General features: G+C 41.1%; 22 protein-coding genes. All 22 read right to left on the bottom strand.

Going from position 1 to position 24,760, the window contains the following annotated elements:
- Window positions 1–54 precede the first annotated feature (54 nt).
- The 22 genes from AC1931_RS02010 to AC1931_RS01905 all read right to left on the bottom strand — a co-directional run bounded on the left by AC1931_RS02010 (window position 55) and on the right by AC1931_RS01905 (window position 24,758).
- On the bottom strand, window positions 55–666 hold the full coding sequence (locus AC1931_RS02010; protein WP_483875554.1) for a YdcF family protein: 612 nt from the start codon (window positions 664–666) through the stop codon (window positions 55–57).
- Between the two features lie 29 nt (window positions 667–695).
- Entirely contained in the window at window positions 696–1,826 is a 1,131-nt protein-coding gene (locus AC1931_RS02005; RefSeq protein WP_483875553.1) for a glycosyltransferase family 2 protein, read from the bottom strand.
- Window positions 1,823–3,730 carry an asparagine synthase (glutamine-hydrolyzing) gene (gene asnB, locus AC1931_RS02000; RefSeq protein ID WP_483875552.1) on the bottom strand — a complete coding sequence of 636 codons (1,908 nt, stop codon included), beginning with the start codon at window positions 3,728–3,730 and terminating at the stop codon, window positions 1,823–1,825. The genes AC1931_RS02005 and asnB overlap by 4 nt, the downstream gene beginning before the upstream one ends.
- 402 nt (window positions 3,731–4,132) lie before the next feature.
- Window positions 4,133–4,516, bottom strand: coding sequence for a GxxExxY protein (locus AC1931_RS01995; RefSeq protein ID WP_483875551.1), 384 nt, complete (start codon window positions 4,514–4,516; stop codon window positions 4,133–4,135).
- Window positions 4,517–4,667: 151 nt separating this feature from the next.
- Entirely contained in the window at window positions 4,668–5,663 is a 996-nt protein-coding gene (locus tag AC1931_RS01990; RefSeq protein WP_483875550.1) for an NAD-dependent epimerase/dehydratase family protein, read from the bottom strand.
- Window positions 5,664–6,270: 607 nt separating this feature from the next.
- Window positions 6,271–6,600, bottom strand: coding sequence for an addiction module antidote protein (locus tag AC1931_RS01985; RefSeq protein WP_483875549.1), 330 nt, complete (start codon window positions 6,598–6,600; stop codon window positions 6,271–6,273).
- Complete coding sequence (locus AC1931_RS01980) at window positions 6,593–6,892, bottom strand: type II toxin-antitoxin system RelE/ParE family toxin (protein WP_483875548.1); 300 nt, start codon at window positions 6,890–6,892, stop codon at window positions 6,593–6,595. The genes AC1931_RS01985 and AC1931_RS01980 overlap by 8 nt, the downstream gene beginning before the upstream one ends.
- Before the next feature lie 392 nt (window positions 6,893–7,284).
- Window positions 7,285–8,673 carry a GMC oxidoreductase gene (locus AC1931_RS01975; protein WP_483875547.1) on the bottom strand — a complete coding sequence of 463 codons (1,389 nt, stop codon included), beginning with the start codon at window positions 8,671–8,673 and terminating at the stop codon, window positions 7,285–7,287.
- Between the two features lie 97 nt (window positions 8,674–8,770).
- Window positions 8,771–10,273 (bottom strand): MBOAT family O-acyltransferase, encoded by a 1,503-nt coding sequence (locus AC1931_RS01970; protein ID WP_483875546.1) that lies wholly within the window; start codon window positions 10,271–10,273, stop codon window positions 8,771–8,773.
- Window positions 10,274–10,290: 17 nt separating this feature from the next.
- A complete protein-coding gene (locus tag AC1931_RS01965; RefSeq protein WP_483875545.1) occupies window positions 10,291–11,433 on the bottom strand; it encodes an SGNH/GDSL hydrolase family protein in 1,143 nt (380 codons plus the stop codon).
- A gap of 4 nt (window positions 11,434–11,437) precedes the next feature.
- A complete protein-coding gene (locus AC1931_RS01960; protein ID WP_483875544.1) occupies window positions 11,438–11,671 on the bottom strand; it encodes an acyl carrier protein in 234 nt (77 codons plus the stop codon).
- Between the two features lies 1 nt (window position 11,672).
- Complete coding sequence (locus tag AC1931_RS01955; RefSeq protein WP_483875543.1) at window positions 11,673–13,292, bottom strand: AMP-binding protein; 1,620 nt, start codon at window positions 13,290–13,292, stop codon at window positions 11,673–11,675.
- A 157-nt stretch (window positions 13,293–13,449) separates the two neighbouring features.
- Window positions 13,450–15,297: a hypothetical protein gene (locus tag AC1931_RS01950; protein ID WP_483875542.1), complete on the bottom strand. Its 1,848-nt coding sequence runs from the start codon at window positions 15,295–15,297 to the stop codon at window positions 13,450–13,452.
- Between the two features lie 99 nt (window positions 15,298–15,396).
- Window positions 15,397–15,951 carry an ElyC/SanA/YdcF family protein gene (locus AC1931_RS01945; protein ID WP_483875541.1) on the bottom strand — a complete coding sequence of 185 codons (555 nt, stop codon included), beginning with the start codon at window positions 15,949–15,951 and terminating at the stop codon, window positions 15,397–15,399.
- Between the two features lie 121 nt (window positions 15,952–16,072).
- Window positions 16,073–16,414: an EamA family transporter gene (locus AC1931_RS01940; protein WP_483875540.1), complete on the bottom strand. Its 342-nt coding sequence runs from the start codon at window positions 16,412–16,414 to the stop codon at window positions 16,073–16,075.
- A gap of 12 nt (window positions 16,415–16,426) precedes the next feature.
- Entirely contained in the window at window positions 16,427–17,377 is a 951-nt protein-coding gene (locus AC1931_RS01935; protein ID WP_483875539.1) for a glycosyltransferase family 2 protein, read from the bottom strand.
- Window positions 17,370–19,436, bottom strand: a complete 2,067-nt coding sequence (locus AC1931_RS01930; RefSeq protein WP_483875538.1) for a hypothetical protein — start codon at window positions 19,434–19,436, stop codon at window positions 17,370–17,372. Before AC1931_RS01930 ends, AC1931_RS01935 begins: the two co-directional genes overlap by 8 nt.
- Window positions 19,433–20,638: an O-antigen ligase family protein gene (locus AC1931_RS01925; protein ID WP_483875537.1), complete on the bottom strand. Its 1,206-nt coding sequence runs from the start codon at window positions 20,636–20,638 to the stop codon at window positions 19,433–19,435. The genes AC1931_RS01930 and AC1931_RS01925 overlap by 4 nt, the downstream gene beginning before the upstream one ends.
- On the bottom strand, window positions 20,635–21,753 hold the full coding sequence (locus AC1931_RS01920; RefSeq protein WP_483875536.1) for a glycosyltransferase: 1,119 nt from the start codon (window positions 21,751–21,753) through the stop codon (window positions 20,635–20,637). The genes AC1931_RS01925 and AC1931_RS01920 overlap by 4 nt, the downstream gene beginning before the upstream one ends.
- Window positions 21,746–21,970: an acyltransferase gene (locus AC1931_RS01915; RefSeq protein ID WP_483876157.1), complete on the bottom strand. Its 225-nt coding sequence runs from the start codon at window positions 21,968–21,970 to the stop codon at window positions 21,746–21,748. Before AC1931_RS01915 ends, AC1931_RS01920 begins: the two co-directional genes overlap by 8 nt.
- A 398-nt stretch (window positions 21,971–22,368) precedes the next feature.
- Complete coding sequence (locus AC1931_RS01910; RefSeq protein ID WP_483876156.1) at window positions 22,369–23,574, bottom strand: glycosyltransferase family 2 protein; 1,206 nt, start codon at window positions 23,572–23,574, stop codon at window positions 22,369–22,371.
- Window positions 23,571–24,758 (bottom strand): carboxylate--amine ligase, encoded by a 1,188-nt coding sequence (locus AC1931_RS01905; RefSeq protein ID WP_483875535.1) that lies wholly within the window; start codon window positions 24,756–24,758, stop codon window positions 23,571–23,573. The genes AC1931_RS01910 and AC1931_RS01905 overlap by 4 nt, the downstream gene beginning before the upstream one ends.
- Window positions 24,759–24,760: the final 2 nt, after the last annotated feature.

Raw genomic sequence — 24,760 nt, 5'->3', positions numbered from 1 at the left:
TGGTTTACGTTGCGCTCGTCGCTTCATTGCGAGAACTAATTCCAAGTTCTTTACTTAGTGCCCAATCCACCCAAATAACCCATACCGCAGCCAATAAAAACCCAATTTTATCGTTTCCATACCATTGCGTATCAACCAGCGGCGATTATCATCCGGACTGCGCGGAATTGGATAAACACCCACTTTCACATCAGTGCCGGCAAATACCCGTTCAAAGGTCCACAGGGTTCGCCGCGTGTGATAATTGGAACTCACCACCAGTAACGAACGAATCGTGTTATCTTCATCGACAAAATGCCTGGTGTTCAGGGCATCGAAATAACTGCCACTTTCGATAAAATCGAGTATTTCTATCGCTTCAGCAGGAACCTCACGGTCCAGCAGGTATTCCCTTGCCCACTCCACATGATACAAATTTCTCTGATGTTTCTCAGACCATCTACCAATTACACCATCATTCGTGAGGAAAATACGCGGTGCAACACCATCCTCATACAGTTCGACGACGGCCGGCAGGCGCTGATAGCGACTCCCCCCGGCCATCAGTACCAGGGCATCGGCCTGAAACAGACTCTGTTCGGCCACGACAACCTTTTCGAGAAACTCCGGCTTGTTCCAGAGCACAACCACCACAACCAGTATTACGGCAAAACATCCAATCAGCATCTTAGTAGCAACTCGTAACATCGCAAAAACTATCTCTGTGGCGTCCACATGGTATCTTTTTTGCCGGCAACAAAACGCAACCAACCCACCGCCTGTCCGGCACAGGTCAACAGAAAAGTCGCGCAAATATCTACAATGCGTGACTGGACATAACCCATCAATCCCAAAGAACCGGCCAGCACCAACACCAGCATGGCCAGAAAAGCCAGCCCATAAAACAAGGAAGACGTCATCAGCGCCAAACCGGACACAAACGCCCCGACTACAAAATACGGCACCAGAAAACGCAATACCTTATGGGACAGTAGAAAAAATGCGAAGGAACCATAGTCAACGGGGTCAAGATACTTCAGATTGCGTCGAATCGCCCCCAGGGTTCTATTGGTCATGCGCGCCTGGCGACGAAACTCCTTGCCGGCATCCTCCGACGGTTCTTCCAGACAATAAACATCCTCATCCAGGACCACCCGATGCTTTTGTCCGATCACATTCAGAGGAATCACAAAATCATTGATATCCTGATCTTCCAATGGCTGATACAACTCCTTGCGGATGGCAAATATCGCCCCGTCGGCACCAACACAGGATGAAATCCGACTTTCCGCATCCTTGGTGATTTTTTCCAGCCGCGCGTAGGCTCCCGGCGCTTCCTCCACATCGGAATCCGGCCGTCGATATTTTGTCCAGCCGGTCACCAGGCCGATGGATTCAGTGGCGAAATTGCGGGTGATCATCTGCAGTGCCTGGGGTGGAAACATGGAGTTGGCGTCGGTAAACACCACTATCTCACCACTTGCTTCCGCCACAGCCTGATTCAGACAGGCCGTTTTGCCGGCCCGTTCATAAGCTTTCAGCACCACCCGTTCATCGTGACAGGAGTTGACAATCTCGTGGGTCGCATCGCTAGAACCATCGGATACAATCATGATTTCCAGACGATCATGCGGATAATCCAGCGCCAGGGCATTATCGAGTTTGCGTTGGATAACCCCTTCCTCGTTATAAACCGAAACAATCAGGCTTACCGTTGGCTGTTCCGAACCTCTATTCCATGAACGTGGGGCAACTTTCGACCAGACAGAAACCAGCAACGGGTAAATAACATAGGGATACAAGGTCAACACCAGGAACACCCAGAAAAAAAACTCAGCCGCACTCACGCGCCCTGCCCTCCTTTGTCAATATACAGATTAAACCAGGTCTGAAACACCACCATTGACCAGATCAGGGTATCGTGGATTTCACGCCCGGAAAAGTGTTCATCCAGCACCCGGCGCACCGTTACGGTGTTCAAATAGTTGTGTTTGCTCAGTTGTTCATCCGACAGGGTACTGATGACAAACGGCTTTAATTCATTTTTCAGCCAGCTGGTCATCGGGCCGACAAACCCCTGCTTACGATGGCTGATCACCTCTGCCGGAAGATACTGACCAGCCGCTTTTTTCAGCAGATACTTTTTTTTCAGTCCCTTCATTTTCATTTCCGGCGGGATGGTCGCGCAGTATTCCAGAAAATGATGATCCAGAAACGGCACCCGCACCTCCAGGGCGTGCTGCATACTCATCCGGTCAGTCACTGCCAGGATATCTTCAGGAAGATAGGTCTTTAAATCGCAATACAAAGCCCGATCAAGGGAATCCTCCGGGCCACTAACCTTATCGGAGCGGAAATATCCCAGCACATTTTCCCTGCCGGATTCCAGAAGACCGTTGAAATGCACCTGATCATTGAACAGACTATCGCGCACCGCAGGATTCAGCTTCGACATAAATCCGAAATAGCGCAGGTCAGGGGGGAGACTGCCTCCCCGGACAAACCGCTTCATGTGATTGATAGTGTAATGGCCGTCTTTGCGTTCCGGCAAGCGTTCCACCAGGGGGCGGATCAACGATTCCCGCAGTAATCGAGGAATTCGCGTATAACGACTGCTCAGCAAAAACCCAAGGTGCCGTTCATAACCGGTAAAGACCTCGTCACCACCCAGGCCCGACAGGGCCACGGTGACGTTTTCCCTGGCGATCTTACAGACAAACCAGGAAGGGATCGCCGAATCATCAGCAAAGGGTTCATCAAAAGCCCGAACGATGTTCTCAATCAATCCTTCCGCTTCCGGCAAGACTTCATATTCGTGGTGATTGGTTGCGTAACGCTCGGAAACCTGGCGGGCATAAATTCGTTCATCCAGGTAACCACCGACATCACCACCGAAACCCATGCAGAAGGTATTGGCCTGTTGTTGCGACACCCGACTCATCAGGGCAACGATCATGCTGGAATCGATACCACCGCTCAAAAATGCCCCTAACGGCACTTCACTCATCAGCCGGATATCCACCGCTTCGTGAAGCAGGTCCATGAAACCGTCAATAAATTGCTTTTCGGTTTTGCTCCGGTCAGGCTCGTGATGCAGATCCCAGTATTGTCGCTGGGTCACCTGGCCTTCTTTGACGGTGATCGTATGGCCCGGCAACAGCTTGCGGATATGCTGAAAAATCGTCAACTCACCAGGGATGTAAGAGAGGTTGAAATAAGTCGCGAGGGCTTTCTCGTCGATGGCCCGGGGGAAATCATCATCCGCCAGAATCGCCTTCATCTCCGACGCAAAGGAAAAGCGTCCCGGCATTGCGCTGAAAAAAATCGGCTTGATACCCAGGCGGTCGCGGCCGATAAAGAGGATACGTTCCCTCATGTCCCAGATCGCATAGGCAAACATACCGCGCAGCCGCTCAATACTCTGTTCCCCCCACTGTTCCCAGGCATGCAGCGCCACCTCCGAATCGCTTGAGGTGGAAAAGACATGCCCTTTGGCGATCAACTCGTTGCGCAGGGCAACATGATTAAAAATTTCGCCGTTGCAGATGATCAGGCGGGTGCGGTCTTCGTTGAAAATCGGCTGCTGCCCACCGCTCAAGTCAATAATGCTCAAGCGCCGATGCCCCAGGCCGATGTGATTATCAAGGTAATAACCGGCCGCATCCGGCCCCCGGTGGGTTAAGGTAGACGTCGCCCGTTCCAGAAACCCCTGGTCAATCCCCTCACCCAACACCCCATAAATACCGCACATAAAAAATCAACCTTTATGAAAACTTATCTCGCGCCCGTTCGCTATGCTCACTCACGACGCAACGATCGCAAAGAGATCAAATTCCGAATCTATTTCAGCCGCAGATACACGCAGATGGGCGCAGATAAAACCTTGAAAATCGATAGCTTTTGTTTAAACCATAAAAAGAACCAGATTTTTCCTTTGACCCTATCCGCGTTCATCTGCGTTCATCTGCGTTCATCTGCGGCAAAAGGGGGTTTTTCGTCTCTAAAAATCAAGAACAATCATTGCCGCTGATTTACGCAGATGGTTCGCAGATAAAATCTGAAAAATCCGTCTTTGTTTTGAGGTTCTAAAACTTAAAAAAGCTTTTGCTCTTGAACCTATCAGCGTTGATCTGCGTCATCTGCGGCTAAGCGTTTAAAAGTTGTTCACGACTCTTTTGACCTGGACACGACTGCCACCAAAATTTATTAATAACGCAATCCGCTTACCCGTTGCTTTCAAGTAATTCAAGCATTGAGCAAAGTGAGAATCATCAATATTTTTAACAGATTTCAGCTCGACAATAACCTCATCGTCGACAACCAGATCAGCAAAAAAATCTCCGACCAGAATACCATCATAATAAACTTTGATCGGTTGCTGTTTGACAAATGTTAATCCTGTTTTTTGAAGCTCATGAGCCATAGCATTTTCATAAACTTTCTCCAAAAAGCAGCTACCGAGAGTATTTCCAACGGCATAGGCGCAAGCAATAATTTCTTCCGTCAAACTGTTGATATATGCACTGTCCCGAATCATATCCCCTCCTGAAAAACTAAAACCCGTTATTAGACGCTGATACTCACAGATGGTACGCAGATGAAACCATACAAACCAGTCATTTTGGTTTTAACCTTAAAAAAGTTTTTTTCCTTTGACCCTATCCGCGCTTATCTGCGTTCATCTGCGGCTAAAAGTTTTCTTGTTGATTTTGATCAACTATTTTCTTAACCGCCTCCACAAATCCCACCTTCGGCGTCCACCCAAGCTCACTTTTGATTTTCGTTACATCATAAACCACCGGGTTCTGTGACGACTTGAGCCGGTACATACTGATCACCGGCTCTCGCCTCATTACCCCAAACACCCGTTCCTGCACCGCAACAATCCCCGCGAACAGTCTATACGGGAAGTACAAGCACAACGCACCCGGATGAAGCTTTCGGATAAAGGTGTTCATGTAGTTTTTTTTGTCGACCCGGTCGGAATCGACAACATTGTAGACCTTCCCGGTACTGTTATCCGCCGTCATCGCCAGAATAATCGCATCGACCAGGTTATCAACATACACCAGTGGCAGAATAAAGTTCTTGCGATCGATGATAACAAACAGCTTGTTTTTCAGGGAAAAGCCCACCATCGGCGTGTAATTTTCACCGCCGGGGCCGTAGATCGTGCCGGGACGCAGAACGGTAGCGGCAACGCCCTCCTGCTCTATCGCATTCGTCACCAGTTTTTCCGCTTCGAGTTTGGTTAACGAATAGGCTCCCCGCAGATGTGGTTGAGCTTCCAACGAAGCAGATTCATTAAGCAGCGCACCATCACCGTGATCGGCAATGCCGTACACCGAGCAGGAGCTGATATAGACCAGCTTTTTCACAGCATACCGGCGGCATAGATCAAGAATGTTGCGTGTTCCCTCAATGGTCACCCGCCGCATCTGCTCTTCAGAGCCACTGGTACCGGCAGCAGCGTGGATGACGTAATCGACACCACTAAACGCCAACTGTAATGAACCCAGATCGGTGACATCACCGTAAACAAATTCTACACCGGACAGATGCAAACCCTGCGTCCGCGAGGTTTTACGCACCAGGGCACAGACAGCAAACCCCTTATCGATGAGTTTGTTGACAATGCGCCGACCTAAAAAACCGGTCGCACCGGTGACCAGTACTTTTTTCATTTTCTCACCCGTAAAACCTCTCGCACACGGATAACATCTGAAACTTCGTATTTTTACAGATTAAAAACAGCATCAAATCTTCATCGAACACAGACAGGATAACGGCAGAATTTAGAATATTGAATACAGGAGTCAGAAGAAAAGCCTCAATCATTCAGAAGCCTGATTCTAACCTTCTGAATTCTGACTCCTAATTCCTGTGTTCTCGTGTATGTCATCTGCGACTAAAGTCAGATTTTCATCAGACCCTTCAGATTGTATCCGTGTCCAGCGGGTTATAGTCCTAAAAACTTATCTCGCGCCCGTTCGCTTTACTCACTCAAGCACGCCAAGGACGCGAAGAAGAGCAAAACAAAATCTTTGTTAGCCGCAGATGAACGCAGATGTTACGCAGATAAAACCTTTGTCAGACCGAATTCAGAATACAGGATACGGAATTCAGGAGTTTTCCAAAACTGTCTTCTAAATTCTATATTCTGGCTTTAGTTGACCCTATCCGCGTGTATCTGCGTTCATCTGCGGCTAAAAAACTTTTCTCAGCACTCTTTGCGGGCTCTGCTTGAGGCATGGTTTTCAGTATTAGGTTCTTCCGTTCCCTGTACAAATATCAATGAACCCGATCAACAAAATCAATATTTTCATTTTTCAAAGGTGAAACAGACAGCTTCAGGTTTAAGGCGTGAAGTACTTTGAGTAGAGTTTCCGTTGAAGGAACGCGCTCTCCTGAAAGGCTCTTATACAAGCTTTCTCGCGATAGACCGGTTGCTTTAGCCAATGAACTCATACCCCGCGCCCGGGCAATATCACCCAAAGCGGCAGCCAGTAAATTGGGATCGTTTTCTTCAAGTACTATATCAAGATAAGCTGCAACATCCGCTTCTGTGGTTAAATACGCTGCGGCATCGAAAGATCGTGTCGTGATTTTCTTTTTAGTCATGATTCAACTCCTGAGCTATTGCGATGGCTCTTTGTATATCGCGCCCCTGCGTGGATTTGGTACCACCACCCAACATCACAACTACGATGTCTCCTCGTTGAACATAATACATCCGCCACCCCGGACCAAAAAACTCACACATTTCAAAAACACCGTCACCAATAAACTTAACATCGCCCAGATTGCCCAGACTCACCTTACGTAGCCTTTTCAACAATCGTGCTTTTGTGACGCTATCTTTAAGGCTGTGTAACCATTTGCTGAATGTTTCTGTTTCAATAACATGATACATAGCATACCCCCACCCGTATCCTTTTGGCTACATTTATTATTGTCAGTTGTGAGTTGTGATAGTGGTCAAAGGCAAAACCAAATCTATGTTGGCCGCAGATACACGCAGATGTTACGCAGATGAAGATAAAATCAATTCTTGTGAATAAAAAATCAGGCTTCTTTTTGGTGTATAAACCACAATAACAGGATTTTAATCATGACCCTATCCGCGCGTATCTGCGTTCATCTGCGGCTAATGCCTTTATACCAAAACCATTCTCAGCCGCTGATACACGCAGATGTTACGCAGATGAAACCATGCAAACCAGTCATTTTGGTCGTAACTCTAAAAAGTCTTTATGCCTTTGACCCTATCCGCGCGTATCTGCGTTCATCTGCGGCTATAAGTCTTTATTTGTTCAAGTGATCCGCCAACCGAAACGCCAGTTGGCCAATCGCCAGGCCTGTATTCGCATAGCTATGCTCCTGCAGTACCGACCCATCGCACACATACACATTCTCACAACATTTCAGCTTCAAATTGGTATCAACCAGGGCATCCTCACCCGAACCCATACTGATGGTGCCGGAGTGATGCGCGGCGGACCAGAGCCAGTCGCTGGTAATCTCGGTGTTGATGTTGATGGCAACGGCCAAATCCCCAAGCATGACCTCAAAATCCTTGAGCATGGCCCGGTAAATTCCCAGCTCTTCATCGGATACCGTCCACTTCACCTGAATAGCACCATCCTCTTCATACACCCTGCTGTCGCCACGTTTCTGTTCGGTGATCAGCAGTATATTGTAGGTCCGGCTAGGGAGATTGACGCCAAACACATGCGCGAATATTTCCGCGATCATGTCGGGGTGAAATATTTTCCAGGAAAAGATGTTCTTGATCCGGGCCATGCCGTTACTGGCCCCAAGGGAGGATTTGTACTTATAAATCGCCAGGCGGTTATCCATGGTCAGGGCCGGGCGGAAAAACGCACAGGCCGTGTAGTTGCCGCACGCACTTTTCAGCCGCACAGCATTACGGCTGATATAATCACCACGGTCCCAGGCAGAAAGCTTTTTGATGAGATTCGATAGTTGTTTTTTTACTTTAACCTTACCGACAAAACCCATTGGATGGTCAATAAAACCAACCCCAACCGACTCATCCGATTTGCCGGCTGACTTCACAACCTTTTGAATCAATCCCGGCGTTCCCAATGTTCCCGCTGCGACGATAACAACATCAGCATCTAACTCGCATTTCTGACCTGATACCTGGTAAGCAACCTTACTGATACAGCCATCCTGATAAACAAAATTGATCTGCTCAACATCATAGATTGCTTTGACCGCAGGTGACACCGACAGTTTCTGGTATTTTTTCGGGTACACCAGGCAGTCGATGCCATCGGGGAAAGCTTTAAAATCGGGAGAAAGGGAGTTGGCTTCTTGAACAAGTTGCCGATGATCTTCAGTAAAAGATGCCCCGGTGTAAAAGAGCGCAGCGGCGGTCTGGCCGATATAGCTTTGCGCCTGTTGAAGAACTTCCCTAAATTCGGGGTCGACTACATCCTCGCCCCGAATAGGGATCAGCCCGTTATGCCACAGGTTAGTGCTGCCGCCGCCGCCATAGCAGCATGTGTGGACTTCCGCGAATTTTTTGTGGTGGAAGTGAAGTTTGGGATAGGTAATGCTGCCTTGTGGGCCTCTTTCCAGCAGAGTGACGTCATAGCTTTTGCTTAACTCATTACAGATCAATGAACCGGCTAAGCCATTACCGATGATGAGAATGTGCTTTTTCATTTAGTCTTCCCCCATAATCATTCTGACAAAAAATATAATAAAACCAATATAAACAACACCAGCTGATGCCATATTGTTAAGGGAAGCATGATACTTACTAAAATTGCATATAAATAAAAGATTGGGTACTCGCACCACAAAAAACTACTAAGTATAAAATTATTCCGTAGTATAAACCTTTCAATGAAGTAGGTATCGCATTGAACCAATACATATCATTCCTTGAAAAACAATCAGAATGAATTTTTTTGAATATTAATGGCAAAACCGAAACAATCAGGACTAATATCAGGACACCAAGCACATCAAAAGCGGGTTGCCCCAAGAATAAATGATCCGCAAACACGTGAAATCCATCATTGATCAAATATAAGCTTTTTGGTAATTCAACAAAAGTGCTATGAATAATATAAGCTGCTTCTGATAATGAGGTAGCTCGAAAAAAAACCCAAGACACACAAACAAGGTTAAATGTTGTAAAAATATGAAGTAAATTTTCTATGCGCTTGTTTCCAAAAGATATGGTTTTATAAACAATCACTATTTGTTTTTTGAAAATTACGCCGACACAGAGATAGAAACCATGAATAAAGCCCCAGAAAACATATGTCCAAGCAGCGCCATGCCATAATCCAGAAATTAAAAAAGTTACAATAAGCGCAACTGGAACACCCCACATAGTCCAATGGCGATACTTGAATTGTAACGGCTTAAAAATATAATCCAAAATCCAACTTGAAAAAGAAATGTGCCATCTTCGCCAAAAATCAGCTATGGATTTAGCCAAATAAGGTGCATTGAAGTTTTCAATTAACTTTACATTAAAGCATCGAGCGATGCCTCGAGCCATATCAGTATATCCAGAAAAATCGAAATAAATTTGGAAAGCGAAAATATATGTTGCAAGGACAAAAGACATACCATAATGACTGGATACGTCTGAATAAACAGGATCAACATACATCGCCAATCTATCAGCAATGACTACTTTTTTAAAAAGACCCCACAAAAATAGATTTGCCCCAGACCAAATATTTTCATAATTTATTTTACCAAGGTTTTGCATTTGAGGGAGTAAGTTACCACCTCTTTCAATAGGGCCTTGAATCAACTTAGGGAAGAAACAAATAGACAAAGCCAAGACTCTAAAACTTTGCTCTGCTTCAATTTTTTCAAGATAGATATCTGCAAGGTAAGATATTGATTGAAAAACAAAATAAGATATACCGACTATGGTAAAATAAATATTTGAGTAAATTGGTACAGAAATGTTTAAAATATCTAGCAAATTTTCAATATTTTCTAAAATAAATGAACAGTATTTTAAAATAACCAATGTAAAAACATTTACACAGACACCCATCCAAAGATATAAACTTCCTCTTTTATTATTTATATTTTTGAATATCAATTTACCAAAAAAATAAGTAATTATTGTTATAAAAAATAGAACAAGTAAAAGATAAGTTGATCCAAAAAAATAATAAAATAGATAGCTAGAAAATATTAGAAAGTAAGCCCTATACATATTATTGAGAATTGAATATAGAGATAAATTTATAATAACAAATATAATATACTTTAAAGATGTTACTTCCATGTTAAATTAACCTGTTTTTATTCCGATATGTCAATTATAGATTCATATATATTTTCTGCTATCAACTTTGAACCATTATCAGTGAAGTGTACGTTGTCACCAAAGTATTCAACTTTTTTTGGTATAGAAGAAAAAAGATCCGTCACTTTAATATTTTTAATATTTGCAATTTCAATATTTTTTTCAGCATATCGTTCTGCTATATCGGCCATACCAGATCTCGTGTATCTAATACAGAATCTTCTGAAATCAGAAAAAAGTATTGGATGATCATTATAATTTGTCGACGAAATTAAAGTTGGATAAGTTGCTAATATTATATCGATATTGTTAGATCGTATGTGATCAATAACACCTAACACTTCGTCAAAGTATATATCTAATCTCTCATTGTCGACTCTGCTTAAAGCAGAAACGTCCTGTAACCTACTATTTTCCAGTGAAAGTATTTGTTTTTTCAGATTTTTATATTGATAATATTCTAACAATCTAGGCAAATAATAAGAGATTGTTTCCTTCATAGAAGATTTTATCTTCGATAAAACCCTAAGCTGAAAACCATCTCTTTTTACAGTCAAGTTATTTAAAATCATTTTCAGGTTAGTAGTCCTGTCTCTATCAATAGCACTACTATCTAAAATTGAGCTATAATTTTCACTACATGCAACAAAGTAAGGATTGATAAACAGAATTACAATATCGGGCTGAAGTAATGAAATGTGACTATCAAAATATTGTTTATATCGATGTAAATCTAAACCAGCAACAGATGAATTTATTACCTCAAACTGGTTATCAGGGAGTAAATTTCTAAGCTGTGCGGGCCACTCATTGTTTTCACTTTCATATAAACCATAAGACTCAGATGATCCCATCACAACAATTCGAGTTATATTAATATTTCTACTTAAATCCAGATCTGGTCCTCGAAAACCTAAATTATTATTTTTCCATTTTTCAAATCTTGTATTTGGTATGTTGTACTGAAACCCGTCGCTTATCCCTCTTAGCCTGTCACTTGAATATTTTGATAACAGAGGGGCTTTGTATCGAATGTAATCATCGAATCGAGCACATATTTCCAAAGTAAAAAAAACCATAAGTAAAAAAAAAGTATACTTTGAAAAAGATATTATAAATTTTATAAACAATTTAGACATACATTTAGTTTTCTAATTTATAAAGTATGCTCTTTATCAAATCACCGACATTTTTGAAGGTCAGGAGTTCTTTTTGAGTGAACTTGATATTAAATCGAGACTCTATCGTTACAATAAGATTCACATGTGATAGAGAGTCCCAGCCATCTACATCATCAGCTGTCATTTCTGGTCTTATCATAATATAGTCATCAAACACTTCGCAAAAGATATCATTCAAAGCTTTTTCTACAGTCATTTCAATCCTCCAGAGTAGAGATATCGCCCACATCCTGTCCGAGATATCTGGCTTTTAATACCCGTCGCATAATTTTACCACTTTTGTTTTTTGGAATTTTATCAATAAAAACGAGATCCTGAGGTGTTGCAATAGATGAGACCTTGTTGGAAACATACAGCCTGAGTTTAATTTCTAATTCTTTAGTCGGTCCATAACCGGTATTCAAGTGAACAAATGCAACCACCTTCTCGAATAACATCTCATCCGGGGCGGCAATAACTCCGGATTCTGCAACCTCTTCTAACTCAAGTAGAGCACTTTCAATTTCAAAGGGGCTGATCAGATGCCCACCGGTATTGATGACATCGTCACTGCGCCCACGGAACCAGAAGTAACCGTCATCATCTTTCACCGCAGTATCACCGGTAAAATAGTAGTTTTTTATGAATTTTTGCCGGTAAGATTCTTTGCGATTCAAATACATAACAAACATAGAGGGCCAGCCGGACTTCAAACATAAATTCCCCTGTTCTCCGTCCGCAAGTGGATTTCCCGTATCAGATATAATTGCCGGTTCAATCCCTTTAACAGGTTTGCCCATTGAACCGGGACGCACATCACGTCCTGGCAAATTGGTAATCATAATTGCCCCCGTTTCCGTTTGAAACCAGGTGTCGTAAATTGTTCTGTTTAATACGTTACGAGCCCACTGAATAACTTCCGGGTTCAAAGGTTCCCCAACGCTGAAAATATGTTTCAAACGTGAAAGATCGAATGATTGATACAAGGATTCATCTTCCCGCATCAGCATGCGCAAAGCAGTAGGGGCGCTGTACCAAATCGTCACTTTTTCAGATTCAAGGATCTCAAACCATTTTTTTGCATCATACATGCCACCAAAATGGACCTGGGTGACTCCAAGACTCCAAGGGCCGATAATTCCATACGAAGTCCCTGTTACCCACCCCTGATCGGCGGTACACCAAAAAGTTTCTTCAGGAGACAGCATCAATACATCTCGGGCAGTAGCGTGTTGCATCAGCACACTATTATGTACATGCAATACTCCTTTCGGCTTTCCAGTTGATCCCGATGTATAATGCAAAACAGATGGCGTATCAAGTGTCGTAATCGGTGTCTGATATTTATCCGATACCTCATTCATCAACCTTGGATAACTGAAAACACCATTGGTACCGTGATCGTCAATATCAGTGATCAGAATATATTCCAAAGCAGGCAACTGCCCTCTAATTCGTTGTATTTTTTTTAAAAAACTTTTTTTCGTCAGTATGCCCCTGGCCTTCGAATCCCCAAGTCGATCCAGCAATGCCTCATCGCCGAAATTCGAAAAAAGGGTGCCACAAATCACTTCCTTTTTAAGGGTTCCCAGAAAGCTGAAAAACTGCTCAGGGCACTTTGGTAAAAAAGTAAAGAAAATATCCCCTTTATTAAAACCAAAGTGGTTTAAAACATTCGCGAACCTGTTAGAATGCAGATCAAGGGTCTTGAAAGTAACATCAGACGGAGTACCCCGCGCCGGCAACCAGCGAAAAGCTGTCTTATCGGAGTAGCCCCTTTGGCACTGCTGAGTTGTGCAAATATGGCCGATATTATACTGATCGCTTTCAATTATCATTAACAGTACCCAACCAGGCTCCTTTTTTGGGGGATCAAACAAAAGAGGCTATGCGACGAACGCACATATAATCAATAATCAGCATCTTCAACTTGCGTTGTCAATCAGGTAAAAAAAGTCCGGTCTTTTTTTAACCAAGACCGGACCTTTGATTGTATTAATGTAGCAACTGCAATAGCGGCGGCGGGGCCACAAAACCAGCAGAGCCTTCTGCAACTGACCAAACACGCAATTCATCCAGCCACATGGTTTGATTAACAGGTGAACCGTTGCCGATCCATGGAGCTAAAACAACCTTATCCCACTGAGTATTAGAATACGCCCCGGCGGCGTACACAACAGAGGTGCCTTCGATAGCAAGCTGATCGTCTACCCACAAGCGCATAATACCATCAAAATTGGCGACACCATTAGTATAGCTGTTTTTCTTTATATGCGCTGTAATTTTTACCCAACTGTCGGATGGAATTGTCACCGAATCAGAACGCCAGGTGTTGGCCGAATACCACCCAACCCCATCATTATAACAACTACCACTGCTGGCACCAACTAAAGAAAACGGAGTATTGCATTGGTTTGCACTACGCATCTCTGTAGTAGATGCAAGATTGTTTGGCACATTTCCATAAGAAGTGTTTGTTCGGTACATGTCCTGGTGAGCAATAACCGGGTAATTAGCATAAGGATACGACATTGAAGACCAGGACTCAAAATACAACCCACTACTCGCACGTGCCAAACTCTGATACGCACCATCATCGGTAGACATCACATGGATCAGATGCGGATGCCAGTTCAACCCCGAACCCTGCCAACCAGCTTCATATTTCACATAGTATTCAATCAAAAATTCGTCAGTTGCTGGAAAAATTCTCCTCAGTACTACTATATTATCAGGACCTGTGGCTCCCTGCTCCCAATGCCACCGCAAAGCATTTCCGCTGAAACCTCCAGCAGCAACACCGCCCGAATTAACTCCGTCATACCAGCCACGAGAAGACCAATTCTCATCCTCAAAGGACTCAGAAAAAAGCGAAACATCTTTAACTACACCAATTTCAGGACCTGAAACGTCACCAACAGGAGAAGGGATTGGGTCACTAACATCATCAGGCCCGATATAAGTCGTGCTGACAACATAATCATCAAACTCTATAGCGTACCAATCGTCAGTCGCATGGTTCCACTCACCAGCACGGTTCCCAATAGCTGGTGGAAAGGCACTATAGAAAAACTCATCAGTTGTGCCTACGTTGATGCTTGGACTTGTTGAGCAATTCGCTGCTCCTGCGTTACAAATAGTCTGCGCCACCCCATCAACAAACAACTGCAACCCGCCATCCCCTGCGTCTGTTGTAGAGTTTAGCTTAAATTTCAGCTCTATTGAGTGCCAGTTCCCATCATTAAGCCCAATTTGTGAAACAGAGTTTTGAGTGTAGAAAATCCCTCCAGATACTCCTGTGACGTATAGAAACAAACTTGTCGTTTTGAATGTAGAGCCTGTTGCCGTACCTTCGCCCCCAGATACGTTAAAATACCACTCACGCGACAAACTCCCAACCGCTGGTCCTGAATGCAGCCGGTTCCACTTCATATAACCAAACCCTGACTCTGTATTCCATTCAGGTGGAATTTTCACATACCATCTTATATAAAGTTCCTTGTAATGATTGTTAAATTCCTCTTGTGTAAATTGTTTGTTTAGGTAACCTGTGTAATCTCCATTCGGAGTTATAGACTCATTATTTCTGCGCCATAACTTCAGGGAATTGCCAGATCTCCCTCCGGGAGAAATCTCCCCCCTATAATGAGTCACCCCATTGTATATATCTGGTTCGGAGGGACACGATGACTTGCCTGAGAAACCGGGAAGAACTGATTGTGTACAATTCCAAGACGTTATTGAATCATAATTTTCTGAAAAGATTATTTGAGAATAGGAATTGATTGAACTCAGCAAGATTGCAAAAAAAAGCAGTTTCGAAAACATAAATCTGGTGCTCATAATCATACCTCCATTACTTTTCATTTATTGGTTGGTCTTCTCAATCAATTTTAAAATTATTACACATGGCTAATATCAAAGCAAGGCGTTTATTTGCGTTCAATTAAGAGGCAAGAGTAAATATCGGTAAAGGTAATATTTTAAAATTTCAGCTATCAAGTGCCTTAAAAACACAGGCTCGTCAGCACTCAGCACATAAATGTTGGAGTTCTCCATTTTCAAAATAGAAGAAAAGGTCAATCTAACTCTTGCAGAATGATACCGAGAGCAAACTAAAATGACATGTTCAAAATCTTTTGATTCAATAATTGCCTTTAAAGTTTTAGCCTCGGAAAAAGTTCCAAATTTATGATCAGAAATATTGATAAAATTTATATGTTCTTGGAGGATACCAAGTTTAGACAGCTCGCGAATTGTCCATTCATTATCTGTTAAATTCCGACCAAGATTTTTATCATAAGAAGTTAGATTTTCAGAATTTAATATATAGATTTGGTCGGAAAAACCAGCACGGTACAAGTTTGCTGCTTTTGTAAATTTCAACTCAAGACTTGAATGAGAACCACCAAGAATATATATGATTGATTTTTTATGGTTGCTTAAATTTTTATCTAAATAATTCTCCTCATAAACCACCTTTTGATAGAGGTACAATCTAACAATATCTCTAAACGTGGGAGAATTGTAAAGAAAAAATAAAACAAAAACAATAAAGAGTAATAAGGTAAAAACAGTACAGATTTTCCTATATGTATATTTATACATTATCTTATAGTTATGATCTTGTTATGAGAATGATCGAAAGAATGGCAAAACTAAGCCCAAATATTTTATTAAAGTTAAAAGTTTCTCCTATAAAATACCCATAAGCTGCAATGATACAAACGATACTAACCATCATTAAAGGCTGGACAGTACTTATATCGTAATTTTTCAATGCATAATAATAAAATAAGAATGATAACGAATATGACAACAAACTGGTAGACAAATATATAAACCAATAAAATGTCAACTCTGGGATTGAACCAGTTTTTTTTAATAATATTTGCGCCAACACAGTAGTGATAATACCTAAAAGAACATAAAGTCTTGGATCTAAAGTGATGTTTGGCATCAAATTACCTTATCATTCATTTGATCGACCCTTATTATCTTCTAAACTATCTTCATCCAATAGATATATTGGCCTATTTTTAACTTCTAAATAAATTTTACCAAGATAAAGCCCTACAACACCAAGACTAAACATTATTGCAGTAGACGTAATCAAAATAGCGAGTATAACTGTTGCAAATCCACTTACAGTTTCTCCAAAAAATCTAGTATATAGTGTATGCATCCCTAAAAAAAATGAAAGTATAAAGGTAAGTGTTCCAAGCACTGTAACAATCTGTAGCGGCTTAGAAGAATAAGATGTAATTGCATCAATGGCAAGATTAAAAAGCTTAACAAAGTTCCACTTAGAATTACCTGAATATCTATCCTCTACAACAAATGTTATTTTGCTGTGTTTGAGTCCAACCCAATTCGACAGACCCCTAAAGAACCGATTATACTCTTTCATCTGTAAAATATGTGCAATAGCTTTGCGATCAAGCAACTTAAAGTCTGAGGCCCCATCAAAATCCATATCAGTTAATAATGTCATAATCTTATTAAAAGAAAGGCTTAGCTTCTTAGCTAAAAATCCCTCTCTTTGCCTTTTAATTTTTACTGCATTGACCACATTTGATCCACCTTCCCAAGATTCTAACATTGCTGGTATCAGGTAAGGGGGGTGCTGTAGGTCACTATCCATAATTATTGCTGCATCAGAATCACAAGCCTTCAAACCTGCAAACAAAGCCGATTCTTTACCGAAGTTTCGTGATAACTTAATCACACGGACATTATGTTTAGACTTAGAAATATCAAGCAACAGGTTAAAAGTATTATCTAAACTACCATCATCAACAAATATGTACTTAATAACATAGTCTTCTATTTTATTAAAACAAGAATCTAAATCCTGTATAAGTTTATTTATATTAGATTCTTCATTGTAACAAGGCAATATTATACTTATTACTTTATTCATAAATTTTGCCATTCCTTAAAACAACTTTATATATTTCAACCCCATCATAGTTGTACAAAGGTTCAAAATAATTTTTATACTCTACAAATTTCATCAATGAGTCCCCATATAAACTTTTCTCTAAAGCCCCAACATAGACATACTGTATATTATATCTGGCTATGATATCTAATGTTTTCGCTATACTTAAAGTATGATACATTTCCTTAACGCCATGAAATTTTTCATAAACATCTTCCGGGCGAGAATGCTCCTGATGTGATACTTTCCATTCACCAACAGCCGTTTTTCTTTGAGCAAATATTGGAATAAAACTATACGCATATTGTGGCCATATACCCTTATCGCCAACACCAGGGTAATTTGGTTCGGCTTGAACGACGGCATCTAGGTCTAAATTATTTTTGATCCAAGTTGCAGCCTTCATATCGTTATTACGCAAAAAAGTTGAGGGGGTGGAGGTATCTGATGCAATTAAATTATCAGTATAATAAGTCGGCAGTGAAGCTATTAAAAATATAAGTAAAAGTATTGTTTTTTTTCTTGTCCACACAATATGCTGATACGCATACAGTGATAAAAGCACAACAGCTAAAGGAATAATGCGCGTAGCCTTTAATAAACCAAAATGGTATTCCGTAACATTTTGAATGAAAAGCGTAAAAAACAACGCTATCAGAAACAAAACAAAAGGCTGAATCACCCAGTGATCCCATGGGGCTCTATTTTTAAAAATATAATAAATACCAACTAAACCCAACAAGAAAGGAGGTCCATAAGCGATTGGAAAATAAAGCAGACCATACTTTACAGCAAACATGTTAAGAGATAACTGCAAAACACCTTTGCCGGTAGTTAGGCTATACATCTCGATAGCAAACATAAAAGCATAAATGCCTATGGCCAGCAAGCCCGAAACCAGATGAGCGTTGAACACCGAGAGTCTGTTACCTGCATCTTTAAATAAGTAGAAAAGGCCCATCAAACAAAACCATAGCATCAACATAATTCCATTTGTTGCTTCCACGCCAAATAGCAGACCAACTGACAAACCAAGGATGACTCTCTGATAAATAGGGGAGTTCTTATCATAATGATAAAGCGTCATCATAATAAGAGAAAGGGCTATGATGGAATGCGGTTCAACCAGTAAAAATCTGTAAAAACCATGCGAAAACCCGGTAAAAGATGTGGGCAAGAAACCCTCTGGGATAAATGTTACATATGATGAAAGTGCTTCAAATGCTTTTAACTGCCATGCATAGCTGTAAAAAACAGCAAAGAGACTAATAGGAATCAATAAATGAATTCCTTTAGCTGTATATTTTTTAAAAAAGAAAAAAACAACTAAAGTTAAATTGAGTGTATAAAACAACTGTGACACCATCAAAGCTTGATGATTTTCAACATTAATTACTTGAATATTTTTCAACATGGCCGGCAATATATATCCCAGCCAGTAATAACTTAAGGTTTCTCCCGCAAAAAACATCGCCTCAAAAGGAATTCCCCTACTAAGACTCTCGACATGCGCCATGCGATTGATAAAATCATGGCCAAATAACCAGGCATATAAATATTTATCGTCAGAGAGGTATCCAAAATTGAGATAAGGAAAAATATGAAAACCAAGAACAAACAGAAGAAGTAGTGAAACTATATTGAAATCGGATAAAGTGATTTGAGAAGTTGATATTGCCTGTTTATTGTTATTGGTGATTTTTAATAATAGTAAAAACGTAATGACAGGCAGCACAAAACAGAGCAAAAAGATAAGAAACAAATTCCAGCCCGCAATATAAATAATCGCTGAAATCATTAATGACGCAAGCGCTACCCCAAGACAGCAACCCCAAACAAACCCTTCTAAATATATTTTCTTACAGTAGTATATAGGAATCATCAGAACATGGCCCCACAGGGTCATCATAAGGAATATTAAACCGCTAATTGCAAAATCACTGTAAGAAATAACTATAATATTAACCAACGCTACTAAAAGCACTGCATTGCCTAAACTAAGCAATATTAATGTTGTTTTTTTATCAAGAAAGTTCATGTTAAACGCCTCTTTTTGTTGATTGGCATTTCATGATTAATAAGTTTTTGCTGAACAGCCATCAATCCAACCAAAAAAAAGAAAATCGCTGAATAAGCCTGCGGCAGAAACATCGCGGTCACAGCAAAACTGAAAAAACTTAAGAGTAGAAATTTATGTCGAAGCAAAAGGATTGAGTCAGCAAGTTTTTTATTCATCCTTAGCTTCTTGTATTGACTTATCGGCAACAAATAAAAAAGCAGATAGACTATAAACCCAAAGAGCCCCACTTCAAGAAACACCTGAATAAAGGTGTTATGGATCAGGGTAAACTCACCAATATGTCTAAAAGCAAGATAGTGGCTGACGCCAGCTCCGCTACCAAAAAGAGGGCTTTCAAATCCTAGCGGTAACATTTCAATCCATGCTTGCAACCTGCCAGGATACTCACCTGTTTGTTGATCTATTTGCGATTCGGTAATTACTGTTGAAAGTCTTTCTTTATACGTGTCTGGTGCAAATAAAACAAATAGAATGAGGAACCCTAATGTAAACAAAAGGTTTCTAACTCTCTCTTTTTCCAAAAGAACAATAAGCCCTATCAATATAGCCGATAAACCTAAAAATCCACCTCTTGAATAAGAGAGAATGATTGCAACCACTACACAAATGATAGGCACAAAAATGATTTTATTTTTGTCATATTTATAAAACAAATAAAACAAAATCGGTAATGAGGAATTAAAAAACAAAGCTAAATCGTTTGGATCAGCAAATATTCCTGAAGTAATAGCCGCGCCACGGATACTACCAATGTATGTAACGCCAACAAAAAGATAATTGACTATTGTAAACAACGCCATCAAAAAAGAACACAAAGCCCATGATATCAGAATATTATCGAGTTCTTTGTTTTTACTGACAAAAAAAATCATAGATATATTAATAAATGAATATTTCAATAGAACAATAAGCTTCTCGTAAGATAAACCCCTATCAAGAGAAAAAAATATTGATAACAACAAAGATAAAATAAATAAAGAGTTCAAAATAAATATCTTATTTTCAAACAATTTATAATTTATTTTTTTTATGTTAGTAAATAAATATATTAAAATTAATAATCCTAATATATATACAATCCTCATTTTTCCAAAAAAAGGTGCATAAGTATATATAACTGGGAAAAATGTAAAGAATATGTAGCCATATAAAAGCTTCACCGTAAGGTATCCAAACTTCTATAAATCATTTCGTATAACTTTATATTCTTTTTTAAACTAAAGTTTTTAACTACAATCTCCCTGTTATTATTGATAAATAAATCTTTCTTTTCAGTCAGCATAGTGATTATTTTAGAAGACAGGTTTTCATAATCACCCTTATCAATCAGATAGCCATTCTTCCCATCAACAACAAGCGCAACATTCCCGCCAACGTTGGTTACAATGGGCGGCACACCAGAAGCCATTGCCTCCAAGAGAGACAGGGAGGTCCCTTCCATCAATGACGGCAGCGCATATATATCAAACAGGTTCAAAATGCTCGGAATGTCTGTCCGATTACCGGTAAAGATTACATCATCATCCAGTTCAAGATCACTGACCAGTTTTTTTAGCTCTCCATCAAGCGGACCATCACCAACAATAAATAATTTTACATTTTCACGTTGATCTCTTACCCGACAAAAAGACCTGATCAGTGTTGCCTGGTCTTTTATTTCGGCCAACCTGCCAATAGTGCCGACAATTTTACACTGCCTATCAAGAGAGAATTCCTCTAATAAACAATCCGGCTTTTCACGTGGGGAAAAAACCTCTATATTAACACCATTAATAATAGTTTTAATTTTTTTTGCGGGTAATTTCATTTTATTAATCAGGTGGTTTTTGAGAGGATCGGATACGGTTATAATTTGATCAACACAACGAGCGGAAATTTGATCTAGTATAAAAAGTTGCCATGGTTCTTTATAGTGACGTCCATGCTCCGTATAAATTATTCCTTTTATTCGGGCCAAAAATCCAGCGACACTTCCGAAAAAAAAAGCACCTGTATGGATATGCAATATGTCAATATCCTTTTTACGTAAATATTTCGAAAGTTTGAACGGAAAAAACCAGTCAAACTTCTGCTGATTTTTCTGAATCAGGTCAACATGGATATCATGCTCCAACAGCCTGTCGTAAAAACCACCCAATCTGTCGATACAACAAACTGAAATTTCAAACTGCTCTTTGTCAACGCCTAAACAATGCTCATAGACAAACCGCTCCATCCCCCCTATTTCAAGGCTCAAAAGAAGATGAAGTACTCGGATCTTATATGTTTTATCCATTTGTTACCTTTTGATGAGAATCCGTCTTACAACTACCCTTCCATGATTTCACTTCTTTAATATGACGTGCCGGGTTACCCGCTGCGAGTGTGTATGGTGGAACACTTTTAGTGACTACAGAACCAGCAGCAATAATCGCGCCTCTTCCTATAGTTACACCTTTTGTGATAATACATCTGGCTCCAATCCAGGCTTCATCTTCGATCACAATCGGCATTGGTTCAGGCTGCCCACCTCCTGGAGCATGATAATCATACTCAATGATGTTAACATCCCAGGAAATCAAAACATGATCCCCAATAACAACTTTATTACCACAATGAACTTGGGTTCTATCTCCCAATGAAGAAAATGAACCAATCGTCAATAACGGGATCCTACAATAATCGTTAGATATAACAGCCAGTTTCACATCGGGCCACAAACAAGTTCTGTTACCTGCCTCGATAATTCCACCTGAATTCGCTACAAAAGTCTTACCTTCACTGCGAACATATCCGTTTATTTTTATTTTTCTTCTTAAAAGATATCCACGTGCATAACCTAATATTTTATAAGCTTTTTCCAGCATAAAAAATACTCATCTCAAAATATTGAATGCATTCACAAACACATTTAATGACGTTTTGTTCTCACCCATTTTTTCCCGCGGTACAAACCTGTAATACAGAGTAGATCAATAACCGCCTTCCACACGAGGAAAAATGGCACATAAACTGTAGCCCTAAAGGTTTTAAAAGGAGATCCAGCAATGACGGCGCCAGCAACAAACAATAAAAACTGCCCCAACACCAGGACCGCAAAAGAGATGAGCAATAACGATTTATAGCCCGATAACGGCAAAAGCAATGAGACGATAAAGCCTGTCAGGGTCAGATTGATCAATAGTGAATAATTGGGAAACAACAACGGAAAAGAGGCATCTACCACTCGCCAGTTTTTTTCACGCAGGCCCTTTACCAACAACGGCACGCCCAAAGTACGTGCAACATGGAATCGCCCACTCGACCAACGTAGCCGCTGGCTGGTGGCCTGATTGAGGGATTTTGATTCCTGGTGAAACACTTTGGCGTTGGCGGCAAAAGCAATCATCACCCCCGACTCTACGAGCTGGGCATAATACTCCCAGTCTTCACCTGCGGAAAAAGCGGTCCAACCTTTCTGCTTGAGCAGGTCGGCCCTGAAGCAGAGGCCATTCCCCATCAGGTACGATGAAAAACCAAGTCGATATTTGGCTTCATGATACAATTGGTTGCCGATAGTTCGCGACACATACAATAACTCGGTAAACCAGCTATCCGCACGATTACCGACCGCGTTGTAACATTGAATGGCCTGTTCACCTGCGTTAATCAGTCTGTTCAGTTCAATCAAAATGTTGCCGTCAACATAGTTGTCAGCATCAACAATAAACACGGCATCGAACTGATCTAGATCTATCTGTTGCAACACCCAGGCAAGAGCCTGGCCCTTGCCTGCATTGGTCGGGTCACACCGTTCCAACACTTGTACGCCATGTGTTGTGGCAATATCTGCCGTACTGTCGGTACAATTGTCGGCAATAACGTGAACAACATAATAATCTTTAGGATAATCAACATCGAGCAGGCTCTTACAGAGGGTGCCTATTAATAGCTCTTCATTGTGGGCGGGCACCAATACTGCGAATCGGTTAATCGGTTCGTCACTTCCGGTTTTTCGTTCTTTGGTGATAAAAAAAGAAACGGCCAACAACAAAAGGTAAAGAGTTGATATGGTCAAATATAGTAGAAGAATGCACAAAGGGGCAATTAAAGCAACAAACCAGATTATTGTATTCATTGCCAAATCCCCTCTAAAGATTCATGCGGCGCGTTTCCCCTAAATTTAACCAAACGATACAGCGAATCTCTGCACCAGGCCAAAAAAGGTCGCGGATCAGCCAAACTGAAATCATCGAAACATTCGGCGTGAGTTACAGGCCAAAAGAAATCACGAAGAAAAACCCCTTTTTTTTCAGCCTTAGCTAAATGCTGATAAAATCCTCTCAATTCGCCACCAAGCCACCGAGTTTGGACACCCTCTTTAAAATCTTCAACCTGCTGCACATCGCCGTGGGCGGCAATTTCACAAACCAAGTGGGGAAAATCAACCCCGGAGGCAATCCCCTGCGCCAGGGAGCCCCAGAAGCGCGGATTGATATCTATGAGATAAGGTATGCCCGTTTGCGTTTCGACGACAAAATCCACCTGGCAGACACCATGCCAGCCAAGATGTTCCAACAATTTTTCCAGATATTCTTCTGCCATCTTGTTGGAAAGGCTAACTCGACAGGTTGCCTGACCACTAAATGGCGGATACTCGCGAATCTGGCGATATGTTGTCTTTCCGCGTAATTTTCCGTGGTTGAACACCATGGCGACACAGATGGTTTCGCCCTGAATTTTTTGCTGAAGGATGAAACGACCCAGATCGTTGCCCTGAAAGTTGCCCGTCGTAATAATGTTGGTCAACTCATCCACTGTATCAATCTCACCTATCCCCCAACCACCACCACCCTGTTTAGGCTTGAGTAATACCGGAAATACAAACTGCTTTATTAATAAAGGGTCAGTCAATAATTGATCTACTGAAAATGTTTCCGGCACGGGGATGTTTAGCTGCCTGGCAACAGGCTCCCACTGATCTTTGTTATGAGTTGTCAAAATCTGCACGTAATCGGGTATTGCGAGTTTGACATGTTCTGCAAATCTCTCTTTATATTTTGCTATAAGAAACAACTCTTCAAAGACCGGAATCAAAACATCAATCTTGAGTTCATGAATTTTAGCCAGCAAACATTCAATAAACTCTTCCTGCTGGCTGAAGGGGGAAGGATATAAAAAACTACCTGTGGTGTAACGTGAGTAGTTCGACATCGCACGTGGAACGAAATCGGCGCAATAAACACGGTGCCCTCTGGCAGCAAGACTTTTGACAATGTTATATGCGATACGGTTTTTCGCGTTGGTCACCAATATATTCAAAA

Source organism: Pelovirga sp. C15f (assembly GCF_057178085.1).
Note: the sequence above shows the minus strand (reverse complement) of the source record. Positions and strands in the feature narration are given on the sequence as shown.

Coding starts and splice junctions, on each gene's coding strand:
- AC1931_RS01995 (WP_483875551.1), bottom strand. CDS start 4,516: ATGATTCGGGACAGTGCATATATCAACAGTTTGACGGAAGAAATTATT.
- AC1931_RS01985 (WP_483875549.1), bottom strand. CDS start 6,600: ATGACTAAAAAGAAAATCACGACACGATCTTTCGATGCCGCAGCGTAT.
- AC1931_RS01920 (WP_483875536.1), bottom strand. CDS start 21,753: ATGGATAAAACATATAAGATCCGAGTACTTCATCTTCTTTTGAGCCTT.
- AC1931_RS02010 (WP_483875554.1), bottom strand. CDS start 666: ATGCTGATTGGATGTTTTGCCGTAATACTGGTTGTGGTGGTTGTGCTC.
- AC1931_RS01990 (WP_483875550.1), bottom strand. CDS start 5,663: ATGAAAAAAGTACTGGTCACCGGTGCGACCGGTTTTTTAGGTCGGCGC.
- AC1931_RS01910 (WP_483876156.1), bottom strand. CDS start 23,574: ATGAATACAATAATCTGGTTTGTTGCTTTAATTGCCCCTTTGTGCATT.
- AC1931_RS01950 (WP_483875542.1), bottom strand. CDS start 15,297: ATGAGCACCAGATTTATGTTTTCGAAACTGCTTTTTTTTGCAATCTTG.
- AC1931_RS01960 (WP_483875544.1), bottom strand. CDS start 11,671: ATGACTGTAGAAAAAGCTTTGAATGATATCTTTTGCGAAGTGTTTGAT.
- AC1931_RS01935 (WP_483875539.1), bottom strand. CDS start 17,377: ATGAATAAAGTAATAAGTATAATATTGCCTTGTTACAATGAAGAATCT.
- AC1931_RS01970 (WP_483875546.1), bottom strand. CDS start 10,273: ATGGAAGTAACATCTTTAAAGTATATTATATTTGTTATTATAAATTTA.
- AC1931_RS01965 (WP_483875545.1), bottom strand. CDS start 11,433: ATGTCTAAATTGTTTATAAAATTTATAATATCTTTTTCAAAGTATACT.
- AC1931_RS01930 (WP_483875538.1), bottom strand. CDS start 19,436: ATGAACTTTCTTGATAAAAAAACAACATTAATATTGCTTAGTTTAGGC.
- AC1931_RS01980 (WP_483875548.1), bottom strand. CDS start 6,892: ATGTATCATGTTATTGAAACAGAAACATTCAGCAAATGGTTACACAGC.
- AC1931_RS01940 (WP_483875540.1), bottom strand. CDS start 16,414: ATGCCAAACATCACTTTAGATCCAAGACTTTATGTTCTTTTAGGTATT.
- AC1931_RS01975 (WP_483875547.1), bottom strand. CDS start 8,673: ATGAAAAAGCACATTCTCATCATCGGTAATGGCTTAGCCGGTTCATTG.
- AC1931_RS01955 (WP_483875543.1), bottom strand. CDS start 13,292: ATGATAATTGAAAGCGATCAGTATAATATCGGCCATATTTGCACAACT.
- AC1931_RS01915 (WP_483876157.1), bottom strand. CDS start 21,970: ATGCCGATTGTGATCGAAGATGAAGCCTGGATTGGAGCCAGATGTATT.
- asnB (WP_483875552.1), bottom strand. CDS start 3,730: ATGTGCGGTATTTATGGGGTGTTGGGTGAGGGGATTGACCAGGGGTTT.